The sequence below is a fragment of the Brevundimonas sp. MF30-B genome, from assembly GCF_004683885.1.
In the GTDB taxonomy this organism is placed as follows: Bacteria; Pseudomonadota; Alphaproteobacteria; order Caulobacterales; family Caulobacteraceae; genus Brevundimonas.
In genome coordinates, this window is sequence record NZ_CP038440.1 from 1,847,430 (window position 1) to 1,868,213 (window position 20,784).

Below are 20,784 nucleotides of genomic sequence, written 5' to 3' on the forward strand. Positions count from 1 at the left end.
AGCGACAGCATATCCTTCACCCACCGAGACATGACGGCATCCCCAGATTTCCTGTTCTGGTAATGTTCTATGTTCTGCCTTCGTTCCCGTCAAGCCGCGATGCGTGTCCGTCGGCTGTCGCGTTCGGAGCGCGCCAGCGGTCGGGAAGCCAGCCGCCAGTCGTTTCTCAGTAGGCGTGGCTCTCGGCCGCACGTTCTTCCAGATGGCCGTCCTTCAGGGCGAAGACGCGGTCCATGTGGCCGGCCAGTTCCATGTTGTGGGTGGCGATCAGGGCGGCGACGCCCGTGGTCTTGGACAGCTGACGCAGGCTCTCGAACACCGACCCGCTGGTCGACGGATCCAGATTGCCGGTCGGCTCGTCGGCCAGCAGCAGGCGCGGCCGGTTGGCCAGGGCGCGGGCGATCGCCACCCGTTGACGCTCGCCGCCCGACAGCTGGGCCGGCTGGTGGGTGACGCGGTCGCCCAGACCCAGCGCGGTCAGGGTCTCGGTGGCGCGATCGTGCGCGGCTTTCGCCGACAGACCGGCGATCCGCATCGGCAGGGCCACGTTGTCGCGCGCATCGAACTCGGGCAGCAGATGGTGGAACTGATAGACGAAGCCGATGCGCGACAGGCGCAGACGGGTGCGTGCGCGCTCGTCCAGCCGGCCCACCTCCTCGCCGTCGATGACGACCTGGCCCGTGGTCGGGCGCTCCAGCAAGCCGGCCGCGTGCAACAGGCTGGACTTGCCCGAGCCCGAGGGCCCGATCAGGCCCACGATCTCGCCAGGCCAAACATCCAGATCCACGCCCTTCAGCACCGTCAGCCCGCCCTGGGCGGTCGGATAGGTGCGGCTGACGTCGCGCAGCGACAGGGTCGGCGTGTCGGTCCTATTCATAGCGCAGGGCCTCAACGGGATCGATGCGCGAGGCATTCCAGGACGGCGGCAGGCTGGCCACGCAGCTCATCAGCAGCGACCAGACCGCGACCCAGGTCACGTCGCCCGGATCGACCAGCGCCGGCACCGCGTCCAGCATATAGACCTCGGAGTTGAACAGCTGGACGCCCAGCAGAGCCTCCAGGAAGTGCTGGATCGCGCCGATGTTCAGGCAAAAGGCCAGGCCCAGCGCCAGACCGGCCAGCGTGCCCGCCACCCCGATCGCGGCGCCGGCCACGAAGAAGATGCGCAGGATCGAAGACGGGCTGGCCCCCACGGTGCGCAGGATGGCGATGTCGCGCGTCTTGTTTTTAACCAGCATGACGATGCCCGAGATGATGTTCATCGCCGCGATGGCGACCACCATGCCCAGGATGATGCTCATGGCCGCGCGCTCGATCTGCAACGCGCCCCAGAAGGCCGCCATCTGGGTGCGCCAGTCGGTGACGACTGCGCCGGACCCGACCGCATCGCGCACGGGCGCCATATAGCCGTCCATCTTGTCGGGGGTGCTGACCTTCAGCTCGATGACGTCCCAGACGCCGTCCTTGCCGAAGAAGAGCTGCGCCTGCTCCAGCGGCATGAAGATGAAGGCCTGATCGTATTCCGATGTGCCGGAACTGAACACGCCGCCCACGGTGTAGGTCTTCTCCAGCCCGCCCAGATTGCCAAACGCGCTGTCAGCGCCCGTCGGGGAATACAGGGTGATGGGATCGCCCGGCCCAATGCCCAGGCCGCGCGCCAAGGCGCCGCCGATCAGGATGCGGTCGCCGCCATAGGCGCCCTGGCCAAAGGTCTGACGAGCCTCGTCCGACAGGCTGTCATAGACATAGTTCAGCGACGACAGGTCCTGGGGGCGGATGCCCTTGACGATCGCGCCCGTGGTCGCGCCGCCGGCGCGCAGCAGGCTTTGCGCCTGGACCTGGGGCGCCACGCTGACGACCCCTGGCACATCGGACAGCCGTTGCAGCGCCTGCTCGCGGTCAGGCGAACTCAGCACCTGCCCCTGAACGTACATGTGCCCGTTGAACGACAGCATCCGGCCCAGCAGCTCGGCGCGGAACCCGGCCATGATGCTCATGACGCTGATCAGCACCGCGACGGCCAGCATGATGCCGATGAAGCTGATGATGGCGATCATCGCCACCCCGCCTTCCTTGCGCTTGGCCCGCAGATAGCGGAGCGCCAGACCGATCTCCCAGGCGGAGAAGGCGCCGGCGGGCTTCACCGGCTTGGTCGCCGAGGCGGCATCGCTCATCCGATCAGCTTCCCGAGGGCGGCGTCCAGCGCCAGGCTGTCCTTCTCGCCGGTCGCGCGGCGCTTCAGCTCGACCACGCCGTCCTTCAGCCCCTTGGGCCCGATGGTCAGCTGCCACGGCACGCCGATCAGGTCGGCGGTGGCGAACTTGCCGCCCGGACGTTCGTCGGTGTCGTCATACAGCACGTCCAGGCCCGCGGCCTTCAGGCGGTGCACCGCCTCGTCGCAGGCGGCGTCCACCGCCTCGTCGCCGACGCGCAGGTTGATGACCACCACGTCGAACGGCGCCACGGCGTCAGGCCAGATGATGCCGCCCTCGTCATGGCTGGCCTCGATGATGGCGCCCAGCAGACGCGAGACGCCGACGCCGTAGCTGCCCATGTGAACCGGCGTGTCCTTGCCGTCGGGCCCGGCCACCTGCGCCTTCATCGGCGCGGAATATTTGGTTCCGAAGTAGAAAATGTGGCCGACCTCGATGCCGCGCGCCGACAGGCGGTCGGCCTCGGTGGTCTGGCTTTCAAAGGCGCCCGCGTCGTGCATTTCCTCGGTCGCGGCGTACAGGGCCGTGCGCTCGTCGACGATGGCCTGCAGGTCGTCCCAGTCCACGTCGCCGCCCGGCGCCGGCATCTCGACCAGCTTGCGGTCACAGAAGACCGCGCTCTCGCCCGTGTCCGCCAGGACGATGAACTCGTGGCTCAGGTCGCCGCCGATCGGGCCGGTGTCGGCGCGCATCGGCACGGCCTTCAGCCCCATGCGGGCGAAGGTGTTCAGATAGGCCACGAACATGCGGTTGTAGGCCTTGCGCGCCGAGGCCTCGTCCAGATCGAAGGAATAGGCGTCCTTCATCAGGAACTCGCGGCCGCGCATCACGCCGAAGCGCGGACGCCGCTCGTCGCGGAACTTCCACTGAATGTGAAACAGGTTCAGCGGCAGGGCCTTATAGCTCTTCACATAGCCCCGGAAGATGTCGGTGATCATCTCCTCGTTGGTGGGGCCGTACAGCAGCTCGCGTTCGTGCCGGTCGGTGATGCGCAGCATCTCCGGGCCATAGGCGTCGTACCGCCCAGACTCCCGCCACAGGTCGGCCAGCTGCAGCGTCGGCATCAGCAGCTCGACCGCGCCCGCCCTCACCTGCTCCTCACGCACAATCGCCTCGATCTTGCGCAGCACCCGCAGACCCAGCGGCAGCCAGGCATAGATGCCGGCGGCCTCCTGCTTGATCAGGCCGGCGCGCAGCATCAGCTGGTGCGATACGATCTGGGCGTCCGAAGGCGCCTCTTTCAGAGTGGGCAGGAAGTAGCGCGAAAGGCGCATCGGGCGATCCAGGTCTCGAGTCGAATGAACCCGAGCTTTAGCCGGGTCGGCGGGGCGAAAGCTAGGCGGCGGCCCTAAACGGGCGGCGCCAGGTTCGGCAGGGGCATCCAGCCGATGTAGACCAGGACCATGATGAAGACCCACACCAGGGCCGCCACCCAGGTCGTGGTGATGAACTTCTTCTTCAGCCGGGGATTCTCGGGCGCGCCCCACTGGGCGCCGTCGGTGGGCTGCGTCTGGTCACGCTGGTTCATGCCGAGGGGAAGCACGACGAACAGCACCGTCCACCACACCGTGATGTAGATGGCCGTCATGGTGAAGGGGCCGATGGGCATCAGTGCGCCTCGCTTTTGGGGGTTTCCATCAGTTCGATCAGCACCCCGCCCATGTCCCTGGGATGCAGGAAGAGGATGGGCGTGCCGTGGGCGCCGATGCGCGGTTCGCCCGTGCCCAGGATGGTCGCGCCCTTGGCCCGCAGCGCATCGCGCGCGGCCAAGATGTCCTCGACCTCGAAACAGACGTGGTGCTGCCCGCCCTTCGGATTCTTGGCCAGGAAGCCGTGGATGGGGCTGTCCTCGCCCAGCGGCTCGATCAGCTCGATCTGGCTGTTGGGCAGGTCGATGAAGCAGACCCGAACGCCCTGCGCGGGCAGGTCGAACGGCGCCTGCGACCGCGTCGCGCCCAGCAGGTCGCGATACAGCCGGACGCTGTCCTCGATCGAGGGCGTCGCCACCCCCACATGGTTCAGTCTTCCGATCATCAGGCTCTCGAAACCTTCTTACGGCTCGAACGGGTCGGTCGGCGTGGGCCGGGTCGGCAGCGGCATCCGCGGCAGCGGCTCGTCGCTATTGGCCGCCGACAGCAGGAAGCTGGCCATGATGATCGCCGCCTGGCGCAGATCCTCGGGCCGCAGCTTGTCGTAGCTGTCGATCGAGGTGTGATGAAGGCGGCTGCCGTAATCCAGCGGATCCTGGATGAACTGGAAGCCTGGGATGCCCACGGTCTGCATATAGACGTGGTCGGTGCCGCCCGACGGACGCAGCGAGACCGTGCTGGCGCCCATGCTGGCGAAGGGCTTCAGCCACTCCTCGAACACGGCAGCGGCGGCGACATTGCCCTCGGCGTTGATGCCGCGGATACGGCCAGAGCCGTTGTCGAAGTTGAAATAGGCCACCAGGTCGCGGTGGCCCGGCCTCGGCTCGATGGGCCAGCGGGCGCGCCAGGTGCGGTTCGCCGGCAGGGCGTCCTGGGCGGCGTCGCCCAGCGGGGCGCGGGTGGCGACGTACCGGTCGACATAGGCCAGAGAGCCGAGCAGCCCCTGCTCCTCGCCGTTCCACAGGGCGAAGCGGATGGTCCGCTTGGGCCGCACGTTCAGGGCCTTGAGGATGCGGGCCGCCTCCATGACCACGGCCACCCCGGCGGCGTTGTCGACCGCTCCGTCCGACGCGACCCAGCTGTCCAGGTGGGCGCCGGCCATGACGTATTCGCCCGAACGGCTCGTGCCCGGAATATCGGCCAGGATGTTGTAGGCCTGGGAGTCTTCGTCGTGGAACCGGACGTTGCTGGTCAGCTCCAGCGTGGGCGCGGCGCCGGCTGCGGTCAGACGCACCAGACGACGATAGTCCTCCTGGGTCATCTCGACGCCCGGCACCGTCGGCGTGGCGCCGGCGCGATAGTTATAGCCCGCGCCGTGCAGCAGTCCGCCGTCACGCTGTGACATGCGCACCCAGGCCAGCGCGCCCTCCTCCCTCAGGAAGGCGTCCAGCTGCAGCGTGAAGTCCTCGGCCGTGTTGACCCGCACCGGTGCGTGACGCGGCTGAACGTAGACGTTGCGCCCGGCCAGCTCCTCGTCCGTCAGGCGGCGGAAGACGGGCTGGTCAGACGGCTCCGACGGCGCGGGCGCGGCGCTGATCAGCACGATCTTGCCCGCCAGCTTGCCGCGATGACGGGCGAAATCGCCCGCATTGGCCATGGGCGCGAAGACCACCTCGGCGTTGACAGTCCCGTCGGTTGACGGCGTCCAGGCCACGGGAATGACGCGCAGCTCGATCGGCCGGGGCGCCGTCATTCGGGCGCTGGCGCGGTCGATGGACCAGCCGCGCCCGAACTCGAAACCGTCGGCCCGCACGTTCGACAGACCCCAGTCGCGGAACTGCTGTTGCGTCCAGGCCTCGGCCTGGCGCATCTGCGGCGAGTTCGTGAGGCGCGGTCCGATGCGGTCCGTCAGCCAGCCGGCGGTCTGCATGACCTGGCTCTGGTTCAGCCCCTGATCGATGATGCCGTTGACGGCCAGCCGGTCTACGGGCTGGGCCAGCGCCGGCGTGGCAAGAAGCGTGGCGGAAAGAAGAACAGCCAGATGACGCACGTTAACCCCCGGAAAATGCGATGGCGTCTCTATGGGCGACGTCGCGATCAGCGGCAAGCCGCTCCCACGCCCGGCGCCCGCACCGCCAGCAGGGCCGAAGAGCGCTCGGCGCGGGACATGACGCCGGCGTCTTCCAGGATGCAGCCGATCACGGTGTTGGAGTTGGGCGCCAGCACGCCGTAGTCGATCTCTGCGTCCTCGAGCTCCGCCTTGGCGAGCGACAGCCGCTCCAGCGCGCCGGCGGTCTCTTGCGGATCGCGCGTGATCAGCGTCAGCTCATGGACCGCCTGACCGGATGAAGGGAAGTCATAGGCGCCGGGCGCATAGTCGCCGATCCGGGCCGCCAGATGCTGTTCATTGTCGGCGTCTGCGTCGAAATGCCCGGTCAGGCTGGCTGAAAACACCTGCGCCGGGCCCGTCTCAGGCACCACCAGAATATAGGCGTGGCGCGGGAAGAACAGAAAGTGCGCCAGATACTTGGTCACCGGCACGAAGGGCAGGCCGTCGGGGCCCAGAGCCCGGACGCCGACATAAACGCCTGCCGGAAAGGTGCGCGCATCCACCCCGCCAAACCGCTCGACCAGCTGCTCGGCCATGATCTGATCCAGCACGATGGTCCCGTCCAGCCGCCGCTCGAAATAGCCGCGGATGTCGCTGGCTTTCGCATCCGGTCCCAGCTCTTCGCCGTACAGGCGCGCAAACGCCGTCGGATCGGCCGAACGTCCATCCAGGGGGCTGAACCACAAGGCGGTCGCCACATGCACGAACCGCCGCCCTCGGTCCTCGCGGCTCTGGACCGACAGCCCCAACGCCAGGTTGACCAGGGCGAACACGACCACCAGCAGCGCCATCCATTGCAGCAGGATCAGCGACCACTTCTTCCACCCGTGCAGAGGGTGGCGCGCATGGCGCACGCGCTCCAGTGCGTCGTGCGAACAGCGACGGACCGACTGGCGGAAGCGATGGGGAGCTGAGTTGGCCAAGGGCGCCGGCGAAGCATGAGACTGATCGCCTCAAACCCCGCCGAACGGCCAAGGTTGCGTCCTACAGACGAAGAACGACCGTCTCGACGATCGGCCGACGCGACCAGACGCCTTGGCTGGCCTTCTTCAGGGTTCGGGCGACAGCCTGTTCGACCACCAGCTCGTCCTCCAGCGCCGCGCCCTTCAGACCGCGCACCGTCTGTTCGACGCGTTCGGCCAGGTCGTCGAGGATGTCGCCCAGTGGCTGGTCTTCGTCGCCCGGCAGGCCGATCGCCCGCACGTCAATGTCCGAGACGATCTTGCCGCGCTTGTCGAGGGCGAAGCTGACCACCAGGACGCCGTTGGACGCCGCGTGGCGACGCTCGCGCAGGGCTGTGCCCGCCTCCTCCACCAGCATGCCGCCGTCCACGAACAGGCGGCCTGACGGCACCTCGTCGATGATGGCGGCGGGTCCGGGGGCCAGGCGCACCATGTCGCCGTTTCGCGGCGTTACGGTCTCGGGGACCTGCATGTCCTTGGCCAGCAAGGCGTGTTCGGCGATGTGGCGGCGCATGCCGTGGGTCGGCACGGCGATCCTGGGCCGGGCCCACTGATACATCTGACGCAATTCGTCGCGGCAGGGGTGGCCCGAGACGTGGATGCCCGGCGTGTCCTTCTCGGTGTGGATGCGCACGCCGCGCTCCGACAGCGTGTCCTGCAGCCGGCCGATCGACAGCTCGTTGCCCGGGATCACTCGCGACGAGAAGATGCAGTGGTCGCCGCGTCCCAGCTTGATGAAGGGGTGCGAGCCGTCGGCCACGCGCGACAGGGCTGCGCGCGCCTCGCCCTGGCTGCCGGTGCACAGATACAGGATCTGCTCGCCCGGCCAGATGCGCGCCTCGTCCTCGCTCAGGAAGGGCTTCACGTCCGACAGCATGCCGACCGACTTGGCCGCAGCCGTGATGCGGTGCATCGACCGCCCGGCCAGGGCCACGCGTCGTCCGGCCGCCTCGGCGGCGCGGATCACGCTGTCCATGCGGGCCACGTTGGAGGCGAAGCAACCGACCGCGATCCTACCAGTGAGGCCAGAGATCAGCTTCGCGAGCGCCTCTCTCACCTCGCCCTCGGAACCAGCGACGCCGTCGACGAAGACGTTGGTGGAATCGCACACCATGGCCAGCACGCCTTCGTCGCCCAGGCGCTGGATGGTCTCGATGTCGGTGCGCTCGCCTACGACGGGATCGTTGTCGATCTTCCAGTCGCCAGTGTGCAGCACCGTGCCCAGCGGCGTCTTGATCGCCAGGCCGTTGGGTTCGGCGATGGAGTGGGTGATCGTCACCATCTCGACTTGGAACGGGCCCAGGTCGATCGTCCCGCCCAGCGGAACCTCGTGCAGCGTCACCTGATCCAGCAGGCCGGCGTCGCGCAGCTTTTCGCGGATCAGATAGGCGGTGAACGGCGTCGCATAGAGCGGGGCCTTGATGCGTGGCCACAGCCAGCCCAGGGCGCCGATGTGATCCTCGTGCGCGTGGGTCAGCACGATGCCGCGGATGTTCTCGCCCTCCAGATAGACCGGATCGGGCACGATCACGTCCACGCCAGGCGTCGAAGGGTCGCCGAAGGTCACGCCCACGTCGACCACGATCCACTCGCGGTCGTCCGCCGGGCCATAGCCGTAGGCGTTGAGATTCATGCCGATCTCGTTGGATCCGCCCAGCGGCAGGAAGACGAGTTCGTTGTCGTTGTTTTTGTTCATGCGCCCATGTGGGTGTTGCGGCGCCAGATTTCGAGCAGGCCGCGGATGGTTAGGTCGGGATCGAAGTGATCTATGCTGTCGGTGGCGCCTTCGAACAGCGAGGCGACGCCGCCCGTGCCGATGACGGTCATGGGGTTTCCCCACTCGGTTTTGATGCGCGCGACCAGCCCTTCGATCAGCGAAATATAGCCCCAGAAGACGCCGGCTTGCATGTTGGACACGGTGTCCTTGCCGATGACACGCTCGGGCTTCTGGATGGCGATGCGCGGCAGCATGGCCGCCGCCTCGTGCAGCGCCTGAAGGCTCAGGTTGACGCCCGGCGCGATGACCCCGCCCTCGAAGGCGCCGTCGGCGGCGATGACGTCGAAGGTCGTCGCCGTGCCGCTGTCGATGACGATCAGGTCGCCCGGATATTTCAGATGCGCCCCGATGGCGTTGACCAGCCGGTCCGCGCCCGCCTCCGAGGGCTTCAGGATGCGCGCCTCCATGCCCAGCGTGGCGTTCTCGCCGATCACCAGGGGCTCGGCGCCCAGGTAGCGCCGCGACAGGTTGCGCAGGTTGAACATGGACTGCGGCACGACGCTGGAGATGATGCAGCCGTCCAGGGCCTTCAGATCCAGCCCGCGCATCGCCATCAGTTGAGACAGCCAGACGGCGTATTCATCGGCCGTGCGGCTGGACTCGGTCGCGGCGCGCCATTGGGCGACCCAGTCGGTCCCATCGTGCACCGCAAACAGCGTATTGGTGTTGCCCTGTTCGATCGCCAGCAGCATCACGCGGCCTCCTCGCCAAAGAAGACATCGCCGGCCGAAACGCGACGCAGCGTCCCGTCGGCCAGCCGAAGCCTCAGCGCCCCGTCGGCCTCGACCCCGTCAGCCTGGCCGGCGATCGTCTCGTGACCCAGGCTCGCGACGCACGGGCCGTCCAGCCCCCGCGCCCGGGCGCGCCAGGCGTCAAGGATTGGCTCGAACCCCAGACTCTCCCAGCGCTCGATCCACGTGGCGAAGGCCTGGCTCAGGACAGTCAGCGCGACGTCAGGCGACGGCGGCTGCGACACATCGGCCCTCAGGTGCTCGGCGATGCAGGTCGCCGGCCGTTCGACGCCCTGCGGCGCCTGCGCCAGATTCACGCCGATCCCGACCGCTAGCCATACTCCGCGTTCGGCCTGACCGGATTCGATCAGCACGCCCGACACCTTGCGGCCGTCCAACAGCACGTCGTTGGGCCATTTGATCGAGACCAGGGCGGCGGGCGCAAAGGCGTCCAGCAGATCCAGGGTGGCGAGGGCCGCGATGAAGGTCACCTGTGCGGCCTCGGCGGGCGGCTTCTGAGTCAGTTGCAGCAGGCTGGCCGTCAGATTGGCGCCGTCGCTCTCCCACGCGCGGCCGCGCCGCCCGCGCCCGGCGGTCTGACGCCGCGCGGCGATCCACAGCGGTCCGGTCTCGCCGGCCTCGGCCCGGCGTCGCGCCTCGGCGTTGGTGGAGTCGACCTCGTCGAGGAACAGGACCGGGGCGGCGGTCGCCACCGTCCTACGCGCCTCCGAAGCCGCTCGCGGCCGCCCGCGTCAGGGGCTCGAGCCAGATCAGACCCACGATCACCAGCGGGAAGGAGAAGGCGGCCGTCGCAAACGCCACCGTCTTCGCCTCCACCGGCGCGGCGTCGGTCTTGACCTCGTCCACGGGGGGATCGAACCACATCAGCTTGATGATGCGCAGATAGTAGAAGGCCGCCACGACCGAGGCCACCAGACCGGCGGCGCCGGCCATCCAGTAGCCCGCGTCGGCCGCTGCGCCGAAGACGTAGTATTTGGCCCAGAAGCCGGCGAAAGGCGGCATGCCCAGCACCGACAGCGACAGCACCGTGAGCGCAATGGCCGTCACCGGGCGGTCCTTCTTCAGGCCGGCCAGGTCGGCGATGTTTCGGATCGGCCGGCCGCGCTTGGACAGCGACAACAGGATGGCGAAGAAGCCCAGCTGGTCGATGACGTACAGCGTCATGAACATCAGCATGGCCTGCAGGCCCAGCTGCGTGCCCGCGGCGATGCCCAGCAGGGCGTAGCCGATGTTGGCGATCGACGAATAGGCCAGCAGGCGCTGGATGTTCTTCTGCGCCAGGCCGCCGAAGGCGCCGACGGCGAAGCTGATCAGCGAGATGAGAATGATCACCTGCGCCCACTGGTCGTGCGAGCCGGCGAAGCCGTCGATCAGCACGCGCGCGATCAGGACCATGGCCGCCATCTTGGGCGCGGTGGCGAACAGGGCCACGACCGGCGTCGGCGCGCCTTCATAGACGTCCGGCGTCCACATGTGGAACGGCGCGGCCGAGACCTTGAACGCCAGGCCGCAGATCAGGAAGACCAGACCGAAGATCAGGCCCGGACCGGGGTTGGCGGCGGCGTAGGCCGCGATCTCGTCGAAACGCATCGAGCCGGTGAAGCCGTAGACCAGGCTCGCGCCGTACAGCAACAGCCCCGACGACAGCGCGCCCAGCACGAAGTACTTCAGGCCCGCTTCCGACGCCTTCAGGTCGTCGCGGTGATAGGCGGCCAGCACATAAAGGGCCAGCGAATGCAGCTCGATGCCGACATAGAGCGAGATCAGGTCACCCGACGACGCCATCATCGACATGCCGACCGAGGCCAGCACGATCAGGATCGGATACTCGAACTTGGCGATCCGTTCGCGGTGCATCCAGCCGTCGCCCAGCACGATAGCGACGGCCGCGCTCAGGAAGATCACCACCTTGGCGAACACCGCCAGCGGATCGGCCACGAAGGCGCCGTTGAAGGCCGCGCCCAGCGGGCCGGTGGCGGCGATCACGGCGGCGGCGATCAGGAGCAGGATCGACGCGCCCGAGATCAGGCGCGCGGACTTCTCGCCGGAGAAGGCGCCGACCATCAGCAGCACCAGGGCCCCGACGGCCAGGGTGATCTCGGAAGCGGCGAGGTGAAGGGCTTGGGACAGGTCAGGCATCAGTCTCTCACCCGCCGATCGCGGCGCGATAGGCGCTGGTCAGGGCCTCGACGGCGGGCCCGGTGTAGTCGAGGACGGCGGCCGGATAGACGCCCAGCCAGATCGTCCCGATGATCAGAGGCACGAAGGTCAACAGTTCGCGCTTGTCGATGTCGGTGATGGTCTTCATCGCCGGATTGGTGATCTCGCCGAACATGACGTTGCGGTACAGCGTCAGGGCGTAGACCGCCGAGAAAATCACGCCCGACGCGGCGCCCAGCGCCGTCCAGGTCGAGACCTCATAGACCGCCGTCATCGTCAGGATCTCGCCGATGAAACCCGAGGTGCCGGGCAGACCGACGTTGGCCATGGTGAACATCAGGAAGATGGCGGCATACCACGGCATCCGGCTGGTCAGACCGCCGTACTGGGCGATCTCGCGGGTGTGCATCCGGTCATAGACCACGCCGACGCACAGGAAGAGCGCGCCCGAGATCAGACCGTGGCTGATCATCTGGAACACCGCGCCCTGCACGCCCTGCTCGTTGCCGGCGAAGATGCCCATGGTGACGAAGCCCATGTGCGCGACCGACGAATAGGCGATCAGCTTCTTCATGTCGGTCTGCCGGAAGGCGACCAGCGAGGTGTAGACGATGGCGATCACCGACAGGGTGAAGACCAGGGGCGCGAACATCTGCGACGCCAGCGGGAACATCGGCAGGTTGAACAGGATGAAGCCGTAGCCGCCCAGCTTCAGCAGGATGCCGGCCAGGATGACCGATCCCGCCGTCGGGGCCTGAACGTGGGCGTCGGGCAGCCAGGTATGCACCGGCCACATCGGCATCTTCACCGCGAACGAGGCGAAGAAGGCCAGCCACAGCAGCGTCTGAGCCTGGGGCGAGAAGGCGTATTCCTTCAGCGCCGGAATGCTGGTGGTGCCGGCCGTATTGGCCATCCACAGCATGGCCAGCAGCATCAGCACCGACCCCAGCAGGGTGTAGAGGAAGAACTTGTAGGCCGCGTAGATCCGGTTGGCCCCGCCCCAGATGCCGATGATCAGGAACATCGGCACCAGGGTGCCTTCGAAGAAGATGTAGAACAGGAACAGGTCCAGCGCCGTGAAGACGCCGATGACCAGCGTCTCCAGCACCAGGAAGCAGATCATATATTCGACCACGCGGTCGGTGATCGTCTTCCAGCTGGCAATGATGCACAGCGGCATCAGGAAGGCTGTCAGCAGCACGAACAGGATCGAGATGCCGTCCACGCCCAGGTGATACTGGGCGCTGGCGAACCAGACGTAGCGTTCGACGAACTGATAGGCCGGGTTCGACGGATCGAAGCTGGCGACCAGCAGGACCGATACGGCCAGCACGACCAGGGTCGTGCCCAGAGCGATCCAGCGCGCCGCCGGCGCGGCGTCGCCCTTGCCCAGCAGCCGCGCGGCCAGAATGGCGGCGGCGCCCAGCAGCGGCAGGAAGGTGACGAGGCTCAGGATGTGAGGCACGGGATCAGGCTCCCCACGTCGCGATGGCGAAGGCGAGCAGACCCGCCACCCCCAGCAGCATCACGAAGGCGTAGTGATAGACGTAGCCGGACTGCAGCTTGGCCAGTCGTCCAGCGGATTTCAGCGAGGCCCAGGCGGCGCCGTTCGGCCCCAGCCCGTCGATGATCTTCACGTCGCCGACCTTCCAGAACAGGTCGCCGATCTTCTTGGTCCCGCGCACGAAGACGAAGTCGTACAGCTCGTCGAAATACCACTTGTTGTAGAGGAAGGCGTAGATCGCCCCTCCCCGCTCGGCCATCCGGCGGCCCATGCCTTCGCGCAGGACATAGATCCACAGCGCCGTCAGCGTGCCCGCCAGCGTCATGACCAGCGGCGCCCACAGCACCCAGACCGGTACATAGTGGCTGTCGTGCAGCACGTGGTTGGCTTCCGAGGTGAAGATCGCCCCGCGCCAGAACTCGGCTTCGTGGTGGCCGACGAAGCTGTCGTAGAAGACGAAGCCCGCCGCGATCGCGCCGACCGACAGCAGCAGCAGCGGGATCAGCATGACCCACGGGCTCTCGTGCGGCTTCAGCGGGCCGTGGTGGTGATGGTCGTCGTGCTCAGCGTGGGCGTGGCCCGCCACCGGCGCGTCGTGGGCCGGATGGGCGCCGTCGGCCAGGGGCTCGTCGTGCGTCTCCAGCTGGGCCGGCTGATGCGCGTGGGCGTCCGCGTCATGGATCGGATGCTCGTCCTCCTTCCACACCGGCTTGTTGTGGAAGGTCATGAAGATCAGGCGCCACGAATAGTAGGCCGTAAGCGCCGCGGCGAAGAGGCCGATGAAGAAGGCGAACAGGCCCACCGGGCTATAGCCGGCCGAAGCGAAGGCGCTCTCCAGGATCGAGTCCTTGGAATAGAAGCCGGCGAAGCCCCACTTCAGCTGCGGAATGCCCAGACCGGTGATGGCGATCGTGCCGATCATCATGACCGCATAGGTCACGGGCAGCAGCTTCCATAGTCCGCCCATCTTCCGCATGTCCTGCTCGTGGTGCATGCCATGGATCACCGAGCCGGCGCCCAGGAACAGCAGGGCCTTGAAGAAGGCGTGGGTGAACAGGTGGAACATGGCGGCCTGATAGGCGCCGACGCCCGCCGCGAAGAACATGTAGCCCAGCTGCGAACAGGTCGAATAGGCGATGACCCGCTTGATGTCGTTCTGGGTCAGGCCGACCGTGGCGGCGAACAGGGCCGTGATGGCGCCGATGATGGCGATGATCTGGCTGGCGACAGGGGCGTATTCGTAGATCGGGCTCAGCAGGCAGACCATGTAGACGCCGGCCGTCACCATGGTTGCGGCGTGGATCAGGGCCGACACCGGGGTCGGGCCTTCCATGGCGTCGGGCAGCCAGGTGTGCAGGAAGAACTGCGCCGACTTGCCCATGGCGCCGATGAACAGCAGGAAGCCGGCCAGATCCAGGGCCGACCAGGTGTGGCCCAGGAAGGTCCAGCCCGTGCCCGCGCGCTCGGCGATCAGCGGGAACAGCTCGGCGAAGTCGATCGTGCCGAACATCCAGAAGATGGTGATGATGCCGAGCGCGAAGCCGAAGTCGCCGACCCGGTTGACCACGAAGGCCTTGATGGCCGCGGCCGACGCCGTGGGCTTCTTGTACCAGAAGCCGATCAGCAGATAGGACGCCAGGCCCACGCCTTCCCAGCCGAAGAACAGCTGCATGAAGTCGGCGGCCGTGACGAGCGCCAGCATGGCGAAGGTGAACAGCGACAGATAGGCGAAGAAGCGCGGCTTGGAGTCGTCCTCCGCCATATAGCCCCAGCTGTACAGGTGCACGAGCGAGGACACGCTGGTCACCACGATCAGCATCACCGCGGACAGGGCGTCGATGCGGATCGACCAGGTCGACTGGAAGTCGCCGACGTTGATGAACGGCAGCAGGCGCAGGGTGAAGGCTTCCAGCCCGCCCCAGGTCCACTGAATGAACACGAACCACGACACGGCGCAGGCGAAGAACAACAGGCCCGTGGTCACGGCCTGCGAGGCGACGTTGCCGATGCGGCGGCCGAAGAAGCCGGCGACCATCGCGCCCAGCAGGGGCGCGAAGACTCCGAGGGTGACGAGAAGCTGGATGGTCACGATCAGCCCTTCATCACCGAGGCGTCGTCCACGGCGATGTCGCCGCGGTTACGGAAGAAGGTCACCAGGATCGCCAGGCCGACGGCGGCCTCGGCCGCGGCGACGGTCAGCACGAACATGGCCATGATCTGCCCGGCGATGTCGTTCAGATAGGCCGAGAAGGCGACGAAGTTGATGTTCACCGACAGCAGGATCAGCTCGACCGACATCAGGATGATGATGACGTTCTTGCGGTTCGCGAAGATGCCGAACACGCCGATGGTGAACAGGATGGCGGCGACCGCCAGATAGTGGGGCAGACCGATGTCCATTACAGAAGCTCCTCAGGGCTGACGCCCTGGCCGGTCTGGGCCGATTTGACTTCGACGGCGGTGCGACGGTCGCGGTTGACCTGGGCCGACGGGTCCTGGCGACGGATGTGCGGCTTGTGCCGCAGCGTCAGGGTGATGGCGCCGATCATGGCGATCAGCAGCACGATCCCGGCGGCCTGGAAGAAGTAGACGTAGTCCGTATAGAGCACCCGCCCGATGGCGTGGACGTTGGTCAGCTCGGCATTGGGCGCGGCCAGCTCGGTGATGCCGCGCGCCGCGCCGCCCTGCACCACGGCCATCGAGATCACGATCATCTCGATCAGCAGGACGGCCGCCACGATGGCGCCGATCGGCAGATAGCGGGCCCAGCCTTCGCGCAGACGCACGAAGTCCACGTCCAGCATCATGACGACAAACAGGAACAGCACCGCAACGGCGCCGACGTAGACGACCACCAGCAGCATCGCCAGGAACTCCGCGCCCAGCAGCACGAACAGCCCCGCCGACGAAAAGAAGGCCAGGATCAGCCACAGCACCGAGTGCACGGGGTTGCGCGCGGTCACGACCAGCAAGGCCGAAACCACGGCCACGGCCGCCAGCAGATAGAACGCTATGCCTTGCAGCATTGCCGGGACGTCGCCCCCTTTGAAAACCTGGCCCGGCCGAAGCCTGACCATCCTGACTCGCGCCCCCTTCGGGGACGCCTGCGGAATCGGCGCTCCGTTTAGCGATACGGAGCGTCGAGTTCCAGATTCTTCGCGATCACCCGCTCCCAGCGGTCGCCATTGTCCAGCAGGCGCTGCTTGTCATAGAGCAGCTCCTCGCGGGTCTCGACGGCGAACTCCGAGTTCGGGCCCTCCACGATGGCGTCCACCGGGCAGGCCTCCTGGCACAGGCCGCAGTAGATGCATTTGACCATGTCGATGTCGTAGCGCGTGGTGCGGCGGCTGCCGTCGACGCGCGGTTCGGCCTCGATGGTGATGGCCTGCGCCGGGCAGATGGCCTCGCACAGCTTGCAGGCGATGCAGCGCTCTTCGCCGTTCGCATAGCGGCGCAGGGCATGCTCGCCCCGGAAACGCGGCGACTGCGGATTGCGCTCGAACGGATAGTTCACGGTCGCCTTGGGGCGCGCCATGTACTTCAGCGACAGACCGATGGCGCCGATGACGTCCAGCATCATCGCGCCCTTGGTCGCCTGGACGATACGGGTGAACATCACGCGGTTTCCTCAGCCGGGGGAGCGGCGGTCGGGGTTGAAGTCTGGGCCGGAGCCTTTTTGGCCTGCTCGTCGCGCCACTGGCGTTCGATGCGGTCCTGGCGCTGCTGCCACTGATAGCCCGACGCCGGCGGCGCCTCGTAGGGCGCGCACGCCGCCACGGGCGCGGTCAGCATCAGGCCGATGAAAAGACCTCGCATCACGCCCCCACCGCGAACACGCGCCAGGCCGAGACGATGACCACGGCCACCAGCGACGACGGCAGGAAGATCTTCCAGCCCAGGCGCATCAGCTGGTCATAGCGATAGCGCGGCACGAAGGCCTTCACCATGGCGATCATGATGAACCAGAAGATGATCTTGCCCATGAAGACGGCGAGATAGAACAGGTTGGCCAGGAAGGTCGGCCAGCTGTCCAGGAAGCCGGTCGGGAAGCCCGGGTGCCAGCCGCCGAAGAACAGCAGGCTGATCATGGCGCACATGAAGACGATGTTGGCGTACTCGCCGATCATGAACAGCAGGTAGGGCGTCGAGCTGTACTCGACCTGATAGCCGGCCACGAGCTCGGACTCGGCCTCGGGCAGGTCGAACGGCGGGCGGTTGGTCTCGGCGAGGGCCGAGATGAAGAAGACGATCGCCATCGGGAACATGACGATGATGGTGGGCCAGGTCGCGGCGCCGCCGCCGAAGGCGAACCAGTTCCAGATCCAGCCCTGCTGCTGCGTCACGATGGCGGTCAGGTTCATCGTCCCGGCCAGCAGGATGACGTTGATGATCACCAGGCCGATCGAGACCTCGTAGGACACCATCTGCGCCGCAGAACGCAGTGAGCCCAGGAACGGGTACTTCGAGTTCGAAGCCCAGCCGCCCATGATGATGCCGTACACGCCCAGCGAGCTGATCGCGAAGATGTACAGGATGCCGACGTTCAGGTCCGAGATGACCCAGCCCGGCGCGAACGGGATCACCGCCCAGGCAATGAAGGCCAGGATGAAGGTGATCAGCGGCGCCAGGATGAACACCACCTTGTCCGCGCCGGCGGGGATGATGATCTCCTTCAGCACGAACTTGAAGAAGTCGGCGAAGGACTGCAGCAGGCCGAACGGGCCGACCACATTGGGGCCTTTGCGCATCTGCACGCCCGCCCAGATCTTGCGGTCGGCCAGCAGCAGGAAGGCCAGCGAGATCAGGATGCCGACGGTGACGAGCAGGATTCCGCCGATGGTGGCGAGCGTCCAGCCGACAGGGGTGGTCCAGAAATCCATCAGACGGCCTCGATCGCGCGCAGGATCAGGAAAATGAACAGCAGGATGCACGCTGTCTCGACGATGAAGGCGATCCGGATGATCCACACGGAACGATGCACGCCGAGATCATGGAGTTGCTGCTCGCCCCCGAACAGCGCGGCATTCAGGCGCTTGGAGTCGGCGGGATCATCAGCCTTGATGCCCATTGTCTTGGCCAAGGCGACGAACTGCATCGTCATGACAACTCCGAGAACGCAGGCGATGGCGACCGGTGCATAGAGATAGATAGGAAAACCGCCCAGCGTCATCGCCCTACTCCGCCGCCATCGCGACCGGCTGCACGCGCTGGGCGGACAGTTCGGCCATGGTCGCGCTGGCGCGCGCGATCGGGTTGGTCAGATAGGGGTCGAGCACCGGCGAGACGAAGTCGCGCTCGCCCAGTTCGCCCTTGGCGCCCAGGGCCGTCACGTCGAAGTTTCCCGCCGAGGCCAGATAGTCGACGCGCCCGAAGGTCGGGTGATCGGCCATCAGCTTGGCGCGCAGCTGGTCCAGCGTGTCGTACGGCAGGGTCTGGCCCACGCGCTCCGACAGGGCGCGGATAATGGCCCAGTCTTCCTTGGCCTCGCCCTTGGGGAAGACGACCCGATCGGCCATCTGCACCCGGCCCTCGGTGTTGACGTACAGGCCCGGCTTTTCGGTATAGGCCGCGCCCGGCAGGATGACGTCGGCGCCGTGCGCCCCGCGATCGCCGTGGCTGCCCAGATAGACCTTGAAGGCGCCGGTGGCCGAGGCGTCGATTTCGTCGGCGCCCAGGAGGAACAGCACGTCCAGCGCCCCGGTCTTGACCATGTCGGTCGCCGACAGGCCGCCCTCGGCGGGCACTAGGCCCATGTCCAGGCCGCCCACGCGCGCGGCGGCGGTGTGCAGCACGTTGAAGCCGTTCCAGCCGTCCGTCACCACGCCCAGCTTGGCCGCCAGCTTGCCGATGGTGTTCAGCGTCGCCGCCCCGCCCTCGCCCGCCAGCGCGCCGGCGCCGACGATGATCGCAGGCCGCTCGGCCTTGGACAGCCAGTCCGACGTCGCCTTGGGCAGCTTGCCCAAAGTCTTCGCTCCAGCCCCCAACCAGTTGTAAACATAGGTGAGATCAACCGGCTGGCCAATCAGGGCGATCTCGGCGCCTCCCTTCAGCCAGGCCTTGCGCAGACGGGCGTTCAGAAGCGGCGCCTCGACGCGCGGATCGGCGCCGATGATCAGCACGGCGTCCGCATGCTCGATTCCGGCGATGCCCGAGTTCATCAGCCAGCCTTCGCGCGGCCCATAGCCCAGCGCCGAGCCGTCCTGACGGCAGTCCGTATTGGCCGAGCCCAGGGCGCGGAACAGGTCCAGCGCCGCCTTCATCGATTCCGCGTCCTGCAGGTCGCCGGCCACCAGGCCGATGCGGTCCGCCGGCGCCACCTTCAGACGCTCCGCCACCGCGGCCAGCGCCTCGTCCCACGAGGCCGGGCGCAGCTTGCCGTTCTCGCGCAGCCAAGGCCGGTCCAGGCGACGCGCCTGCAGGCCGTCGACGGCATAGCGGCTGCGGTCCGACAGCCATTCTTCATTGATGCCCTCGTTGACGCGCGGCAGCACGCGCATGACCTCGGCGCCCCGACTGTCAGCGCGGATGTTGGACCCCAGCGCGTCCATCACGTCGATGGTCTCGGTCTTCTTCAGCTCCCATGGGCGATAGTGGTACTGCCACGGCCGGTGGGTCAGGGCGCCGACCGGGCACAGATCATTGACGTTGCCCGACAGCTCGCTGTCGATGTTCTTTTCCAGATAGGTGGTGATCTCGGCGCTCTCGCCGCGCGAGATCATGCCGATGTCGGGCACGCCCGCCACCTCGGTGATGAAGCGGACACAACGGGTGCACTGGATGCACCGCGTCATAAAGGTCTTCACCGTCGGACCCATGTTCTTTTCTTCGACCGCGCGCTTGTTCTCGGCATAGCGAGAGCCGTCGCGGCCATAGCCCATGGCCTGATCCTGCAGGTCGCATTCGCCGCCCTGGTCGCAGATCGGGCAGTCCAGCGGGTGGTTGATGAGCAGGAACTCCATCACCCCTTCGCGGGCCTTCTTGACCATCGGCGTGTCGGTGAAGATCTCCTGGCCCTCGGCGGCCGGCAGGGCGCACGACGCCTGCGGCTTGGGCGGTCCGGGCTTCACCTCGACCAGGCACATGCGGCAGTTGCCGGCGATCGACAGCCGCTCGTGATAGCAGAAGCGCGGAATCTCGTGTCCGGCGCGCTCGGCGACCTGGAGCACGGTCATGCCGGGCTCGAACTCAGTCTCTACGCCGTTGACCTTGGCGACGGGCATCAGCGGGCCTCTTGCTCAGCGGCCACGGCGTACTGTTCCGTGGCGGTCGTCCCATCCGGGAGTGTCGTGGTGATGGTGACAGCCTCGCCGTCCAGGGCGAAGCGGGTCACCGGGTCGCCGGACTGGTTCATCCAGCGGCCCTGATCGGGATTGGCGGTGTTGGTCAGACGCCAGGCAGCGACGTCGCCCTCGACCCGGCATTCGGCGCGGCTGACCCCGCCGTCGACCGGCGCGCGCCAGCTCAGCGAGACCACCTGGCCGGTCAGGCCCTCGACCTGCACGGCCGACAGATCCTGGCCGTGCACGGCCGCCAGGGCGGCGCGGCAGACCTGGCGCAGCTGATCGGCGTTCAGCACGACCGGCGCAGCGGTCACGCCGTCCGACGACGGCGCCTGGGCCGCGACCTGTTCGGTCGGGCTGGGCGCAGCCACATCGGTCCGCTCGCCGCATGCGGCGAGGGAGACCAGGCTGATCGCGATGACCGGGGTCAGGCGCAT

The 20,784-nt window shown here is 67.1% G+C and carries 21 protein-coding genes; all 21 read right to left on the reverse strand.

The annotated features are described in order from the left end of the window. Window positions 1-166: 166 nt before the first annotated feature. The 21 genes from E4M01_RS09365 to E4M01_RS09465 all read right to left on the reverse strand — a co-directional run bounded on the left by E4M01_RS09365 (window position 167) and on the right by E4M01_RS09465 (window position 20,784). A complete protein-coding gene (locus tag E4M01_RS09365; RefSeq protein ID WP_135063137.1) occupies window positions 167-877 on the reverse strand; it encodes an ABC transporter ATP-binding protein in 711 nt (236 codons plus the stop codon). Then, window positions 870-2,174: a lipoprotein-releasing ABC transporter permease subunit gene (locus E4M01_RS09370; RefSeq protein WP_135063135.1), complete on the reverse strand. Its 1,305-nt coding sequence runs from the start codon at window positions 2,172-2,174 to the stop codon at window positions 870-872. Before E4M01_RS09370 ends, E4M01_RS09365 begins: the two co-directional genes overlap by 8 nt. Further along, a complete protein-coding gene (gene proS, locus E4M01_RS09375; RefSeq protein ID WP_135063133.1) occupies window positions 2,171-3,487 on the reverse strand; it encodes a proline--tRNA ligase in 1,317 nt (438 codons plus the stop codon). The genes E4M01_RS09370 and proS overlap by 4 nt, the downstream gene beginning before the upstream one ends. A gap of 74 nt (window positions 3,488-3,561) precedes the next feature. Next, entirely contained in the window at window positions 3,562-3,822 is a 261-nt protein-coding gene (locus E4M01_RS09380) for a DUF1467 family protein (protein WP_135063131.1), read from the reverse strand. Continuing rightward, window positions 3,822-4,247, reverse strand: coding sequence for a methylmalonyl-CoA epimerase (gene mce / locus E4M01_RS09385; RefSeq protein ID WP_135063129.1), 426 nt, complete (start codon window positions 4,245-4,247; stop codon window positions 3,822-3,824). Before mce ends, E4M01_RS09380 begins: the two co-directional genes overlap by 1 nt. Before the next feature lie 18 nt (window positions 4,248-4,265). Continuing rightward, window positions 4,266-5,852, reverse strand: a complete 1,587-nt coding sequence (locus tag E4M01_RS09390) for a M20/M25/M40 family metallo-hydrolase (RefSeq protein ID WP_135063127.1) — start codon at window positions 5,850-5,852, stop codon at window positions 4,266-4,268. Window positions 5,853-5,899: 47 nt separating this feature from the next. After that, window positions 5,900-6,766: a hypothetical protein gene (locus tag E4M01_RS09395; RefSeq protein WP_245158223.1), complete on the reverse strand. Its 867-nt coding sequence runs from the start codon at window positions 6,764-6,766 to the stop codon at window positions 5,900-5,902. A 130-nt stretch (window positions 6,767-6,896) separates the two neighbouring features. Continuing rightward, the gene (locus tag E4M01_RS09400) at window positions 6,897-8,570 is read right to left on the reverse strand and encodes a ribonuclease J (RefSeq protein ID WP_135063125.1); all 1,674 of its coding nucleotides are present in this window, start codon (window positions 8,568-8,570) and stop codon (window positions 6,897-6,899) included. Beyond that, window positions 8,567-9,346, reverse strand: a complete 780-nt coding sequence (locus E4M01_RS09405) for a type III pantothenate kinase (RefSeq protein ID WP_135063123.1) — start codon at window positions 9,344-9,346, stop codon at window positions 8,567-8,569. The genes E4M01_RS09400 and E4M01_RS09405 overlap by 4 nt, the downstream gene beginning before the upstream one ends. Next, window positions 9,343-10,095: a biotin--[acetyl-CoA-carboxylase] ligase gene (locus E4M01_RS09410; protein ID WP_135063121.1), complete on the reverse strand. Its 753-nt coding sequence runs from the start codon at window positions 10,093-10,095 to the stop codon at window positions 9,343-9,345. Before E4M01_RS09410 ends, E4M01_RS09405 begins: the two co-directional genes overlap by 4 nt. 4 nt (window positions 10,096-10,099) lie before the next feature. Next, window positions 10,100-11,542 (reverse strand): NADH-quinone oxidoreductase subunit NuoN, encoded by a 1,443-nt coding sequence (nuoN, locus tag E4M01_RS09415; protein WP_135063119.1) that lies wholly within the window; start codon window positions 11,540-11,542, stop codon window positions 10,100-10,102. A gap of 7 nt (window positions 11,543-11,549) precedes the next feature. Next, window positions 11,550-13,028 carry an NADH-quinone oxidoreductase subunit M gene (locus E4M01_RS09420; protein WP_135063117.1) on the reverse strand — a complete coding sequence of 493 codons (1,479 nt, stop codon included), beginning with the start codon at window positions 13,026-13,028 and terminating at the stop codon, window positions 11,550-11,552. 4 nt (window positions 13,029-13,032) lie between these two features. Continuing rightward, complete coding sequence (nuoL, locus tag E4M01_RS09425; protein WP_167765366.1) at window positions 13,033-15,150, reverse strand: NADH-quinone oxidoreductase subunit L; 2,118 nt, start codon at window positions 15,148-15,150, stop codon at window positions 13,033-13,035. Window positions 15,151-15,158: 8 nt separating this feature from the next. Beyond that, on the reverse strand, window positions 15,159-15,467 hold the full coding sequence (nuoK, locus tag E4M01_RS09430; RefSeq protein WP_135063113.1) for an NADH-quinone oxidoreductase subunit NuoK: 309 nt from the start codon (window positions 15,465-15,467) through the stop codon (window positions 15,159-15,161). Further along, complete coding sequence (locus E4M01_RS09435; RefSeq protein WP_135063111.1) at window positions 15,467-16,093, reverse strand: NADH-quinone oxidoreductase subunit J; 627 nt, start codon at window positions 16,091-16,093, stop codon at window positions 15,467-15,469. Before E4M01_RS09435 ends, nuoK begins: the two co-directional genes overlap by 1 nt. Before the next feature lie 98 nt (window positions 16,094-16,191). Next, complete coding sequence (gene nuoI, locus E4M01_RS09440) at window positions 16,192-16,683, reverse strand: NADH-quinone oxidoreductase subunit NuoI (RefSeq protein WP_135063109.1); 492 nt, start codon at window positions 16,681-16,683, stop codon at window positions 16,192-16,194. Next, window positions 16,683-16,883, reverse strand: coding sequence for a hypothetical protein (locus tag E4M01_RS09445; RefSeq protein WP_135063107.1), 201 nt, complete (start codon window positions 16,881-16,883; stop codon window positions 16,683-16,685). The genes nuoI and E4M01_RS09445 overlap by 1 nt, the downstream gene beginning before the upstream one ends. Then, on the reverse strand, window positions 16,883-17,947 hold the full coding sequence (gene nuoH, locus E4M01_RS09450) for an NADH-quinone oxidoreductase subunit NuoH (protein ID WP_135063105.1): 1,065 nt from the start codon (window positions 17,945-17,947) through the stop codon (window positions 16,883-16,885). Before nuoH ends, E4M01_RS09445 begins: the two co-directional genes overlap by 1 nt. Continuing rightward, window positions 17,947-18,237, reverse strand: coding sequence for a hypothetical protein (locus E4M01_RS09455; RefSeq protein WP_135063103.1), 291 nt, complete (start codon window positions 18,235-18,237; stop codon window positions 17,947-17,949). Before E4M01_RS09455 ends, nuoH begins: the two co-directional genes overlap by 1 nt. 4 nt (window positions 18,238-18,241) lie before the next feature. Next, entirely contained in the window at window positions 18,242-20,287 is a 2,046-nt protein-coding gene (gene nuoG, locus E4M01_RS09460) for an NADH-quinone oxidoreductase subunit NuoG (RefSeq protein ID WP_135063101.1), read from the reverse strand. After that, entirely contained in the window at window positions 20,287-20,784 is a 498-nt protein-coding gene (locus E4M01_RS09465; RefSeq protein WP_135063099.1) for a hypothetical protein, read from the reverse strand. Before E4M01_RS09465 ends, nuoG begins: the two co-directional genes overlap by 1 nt.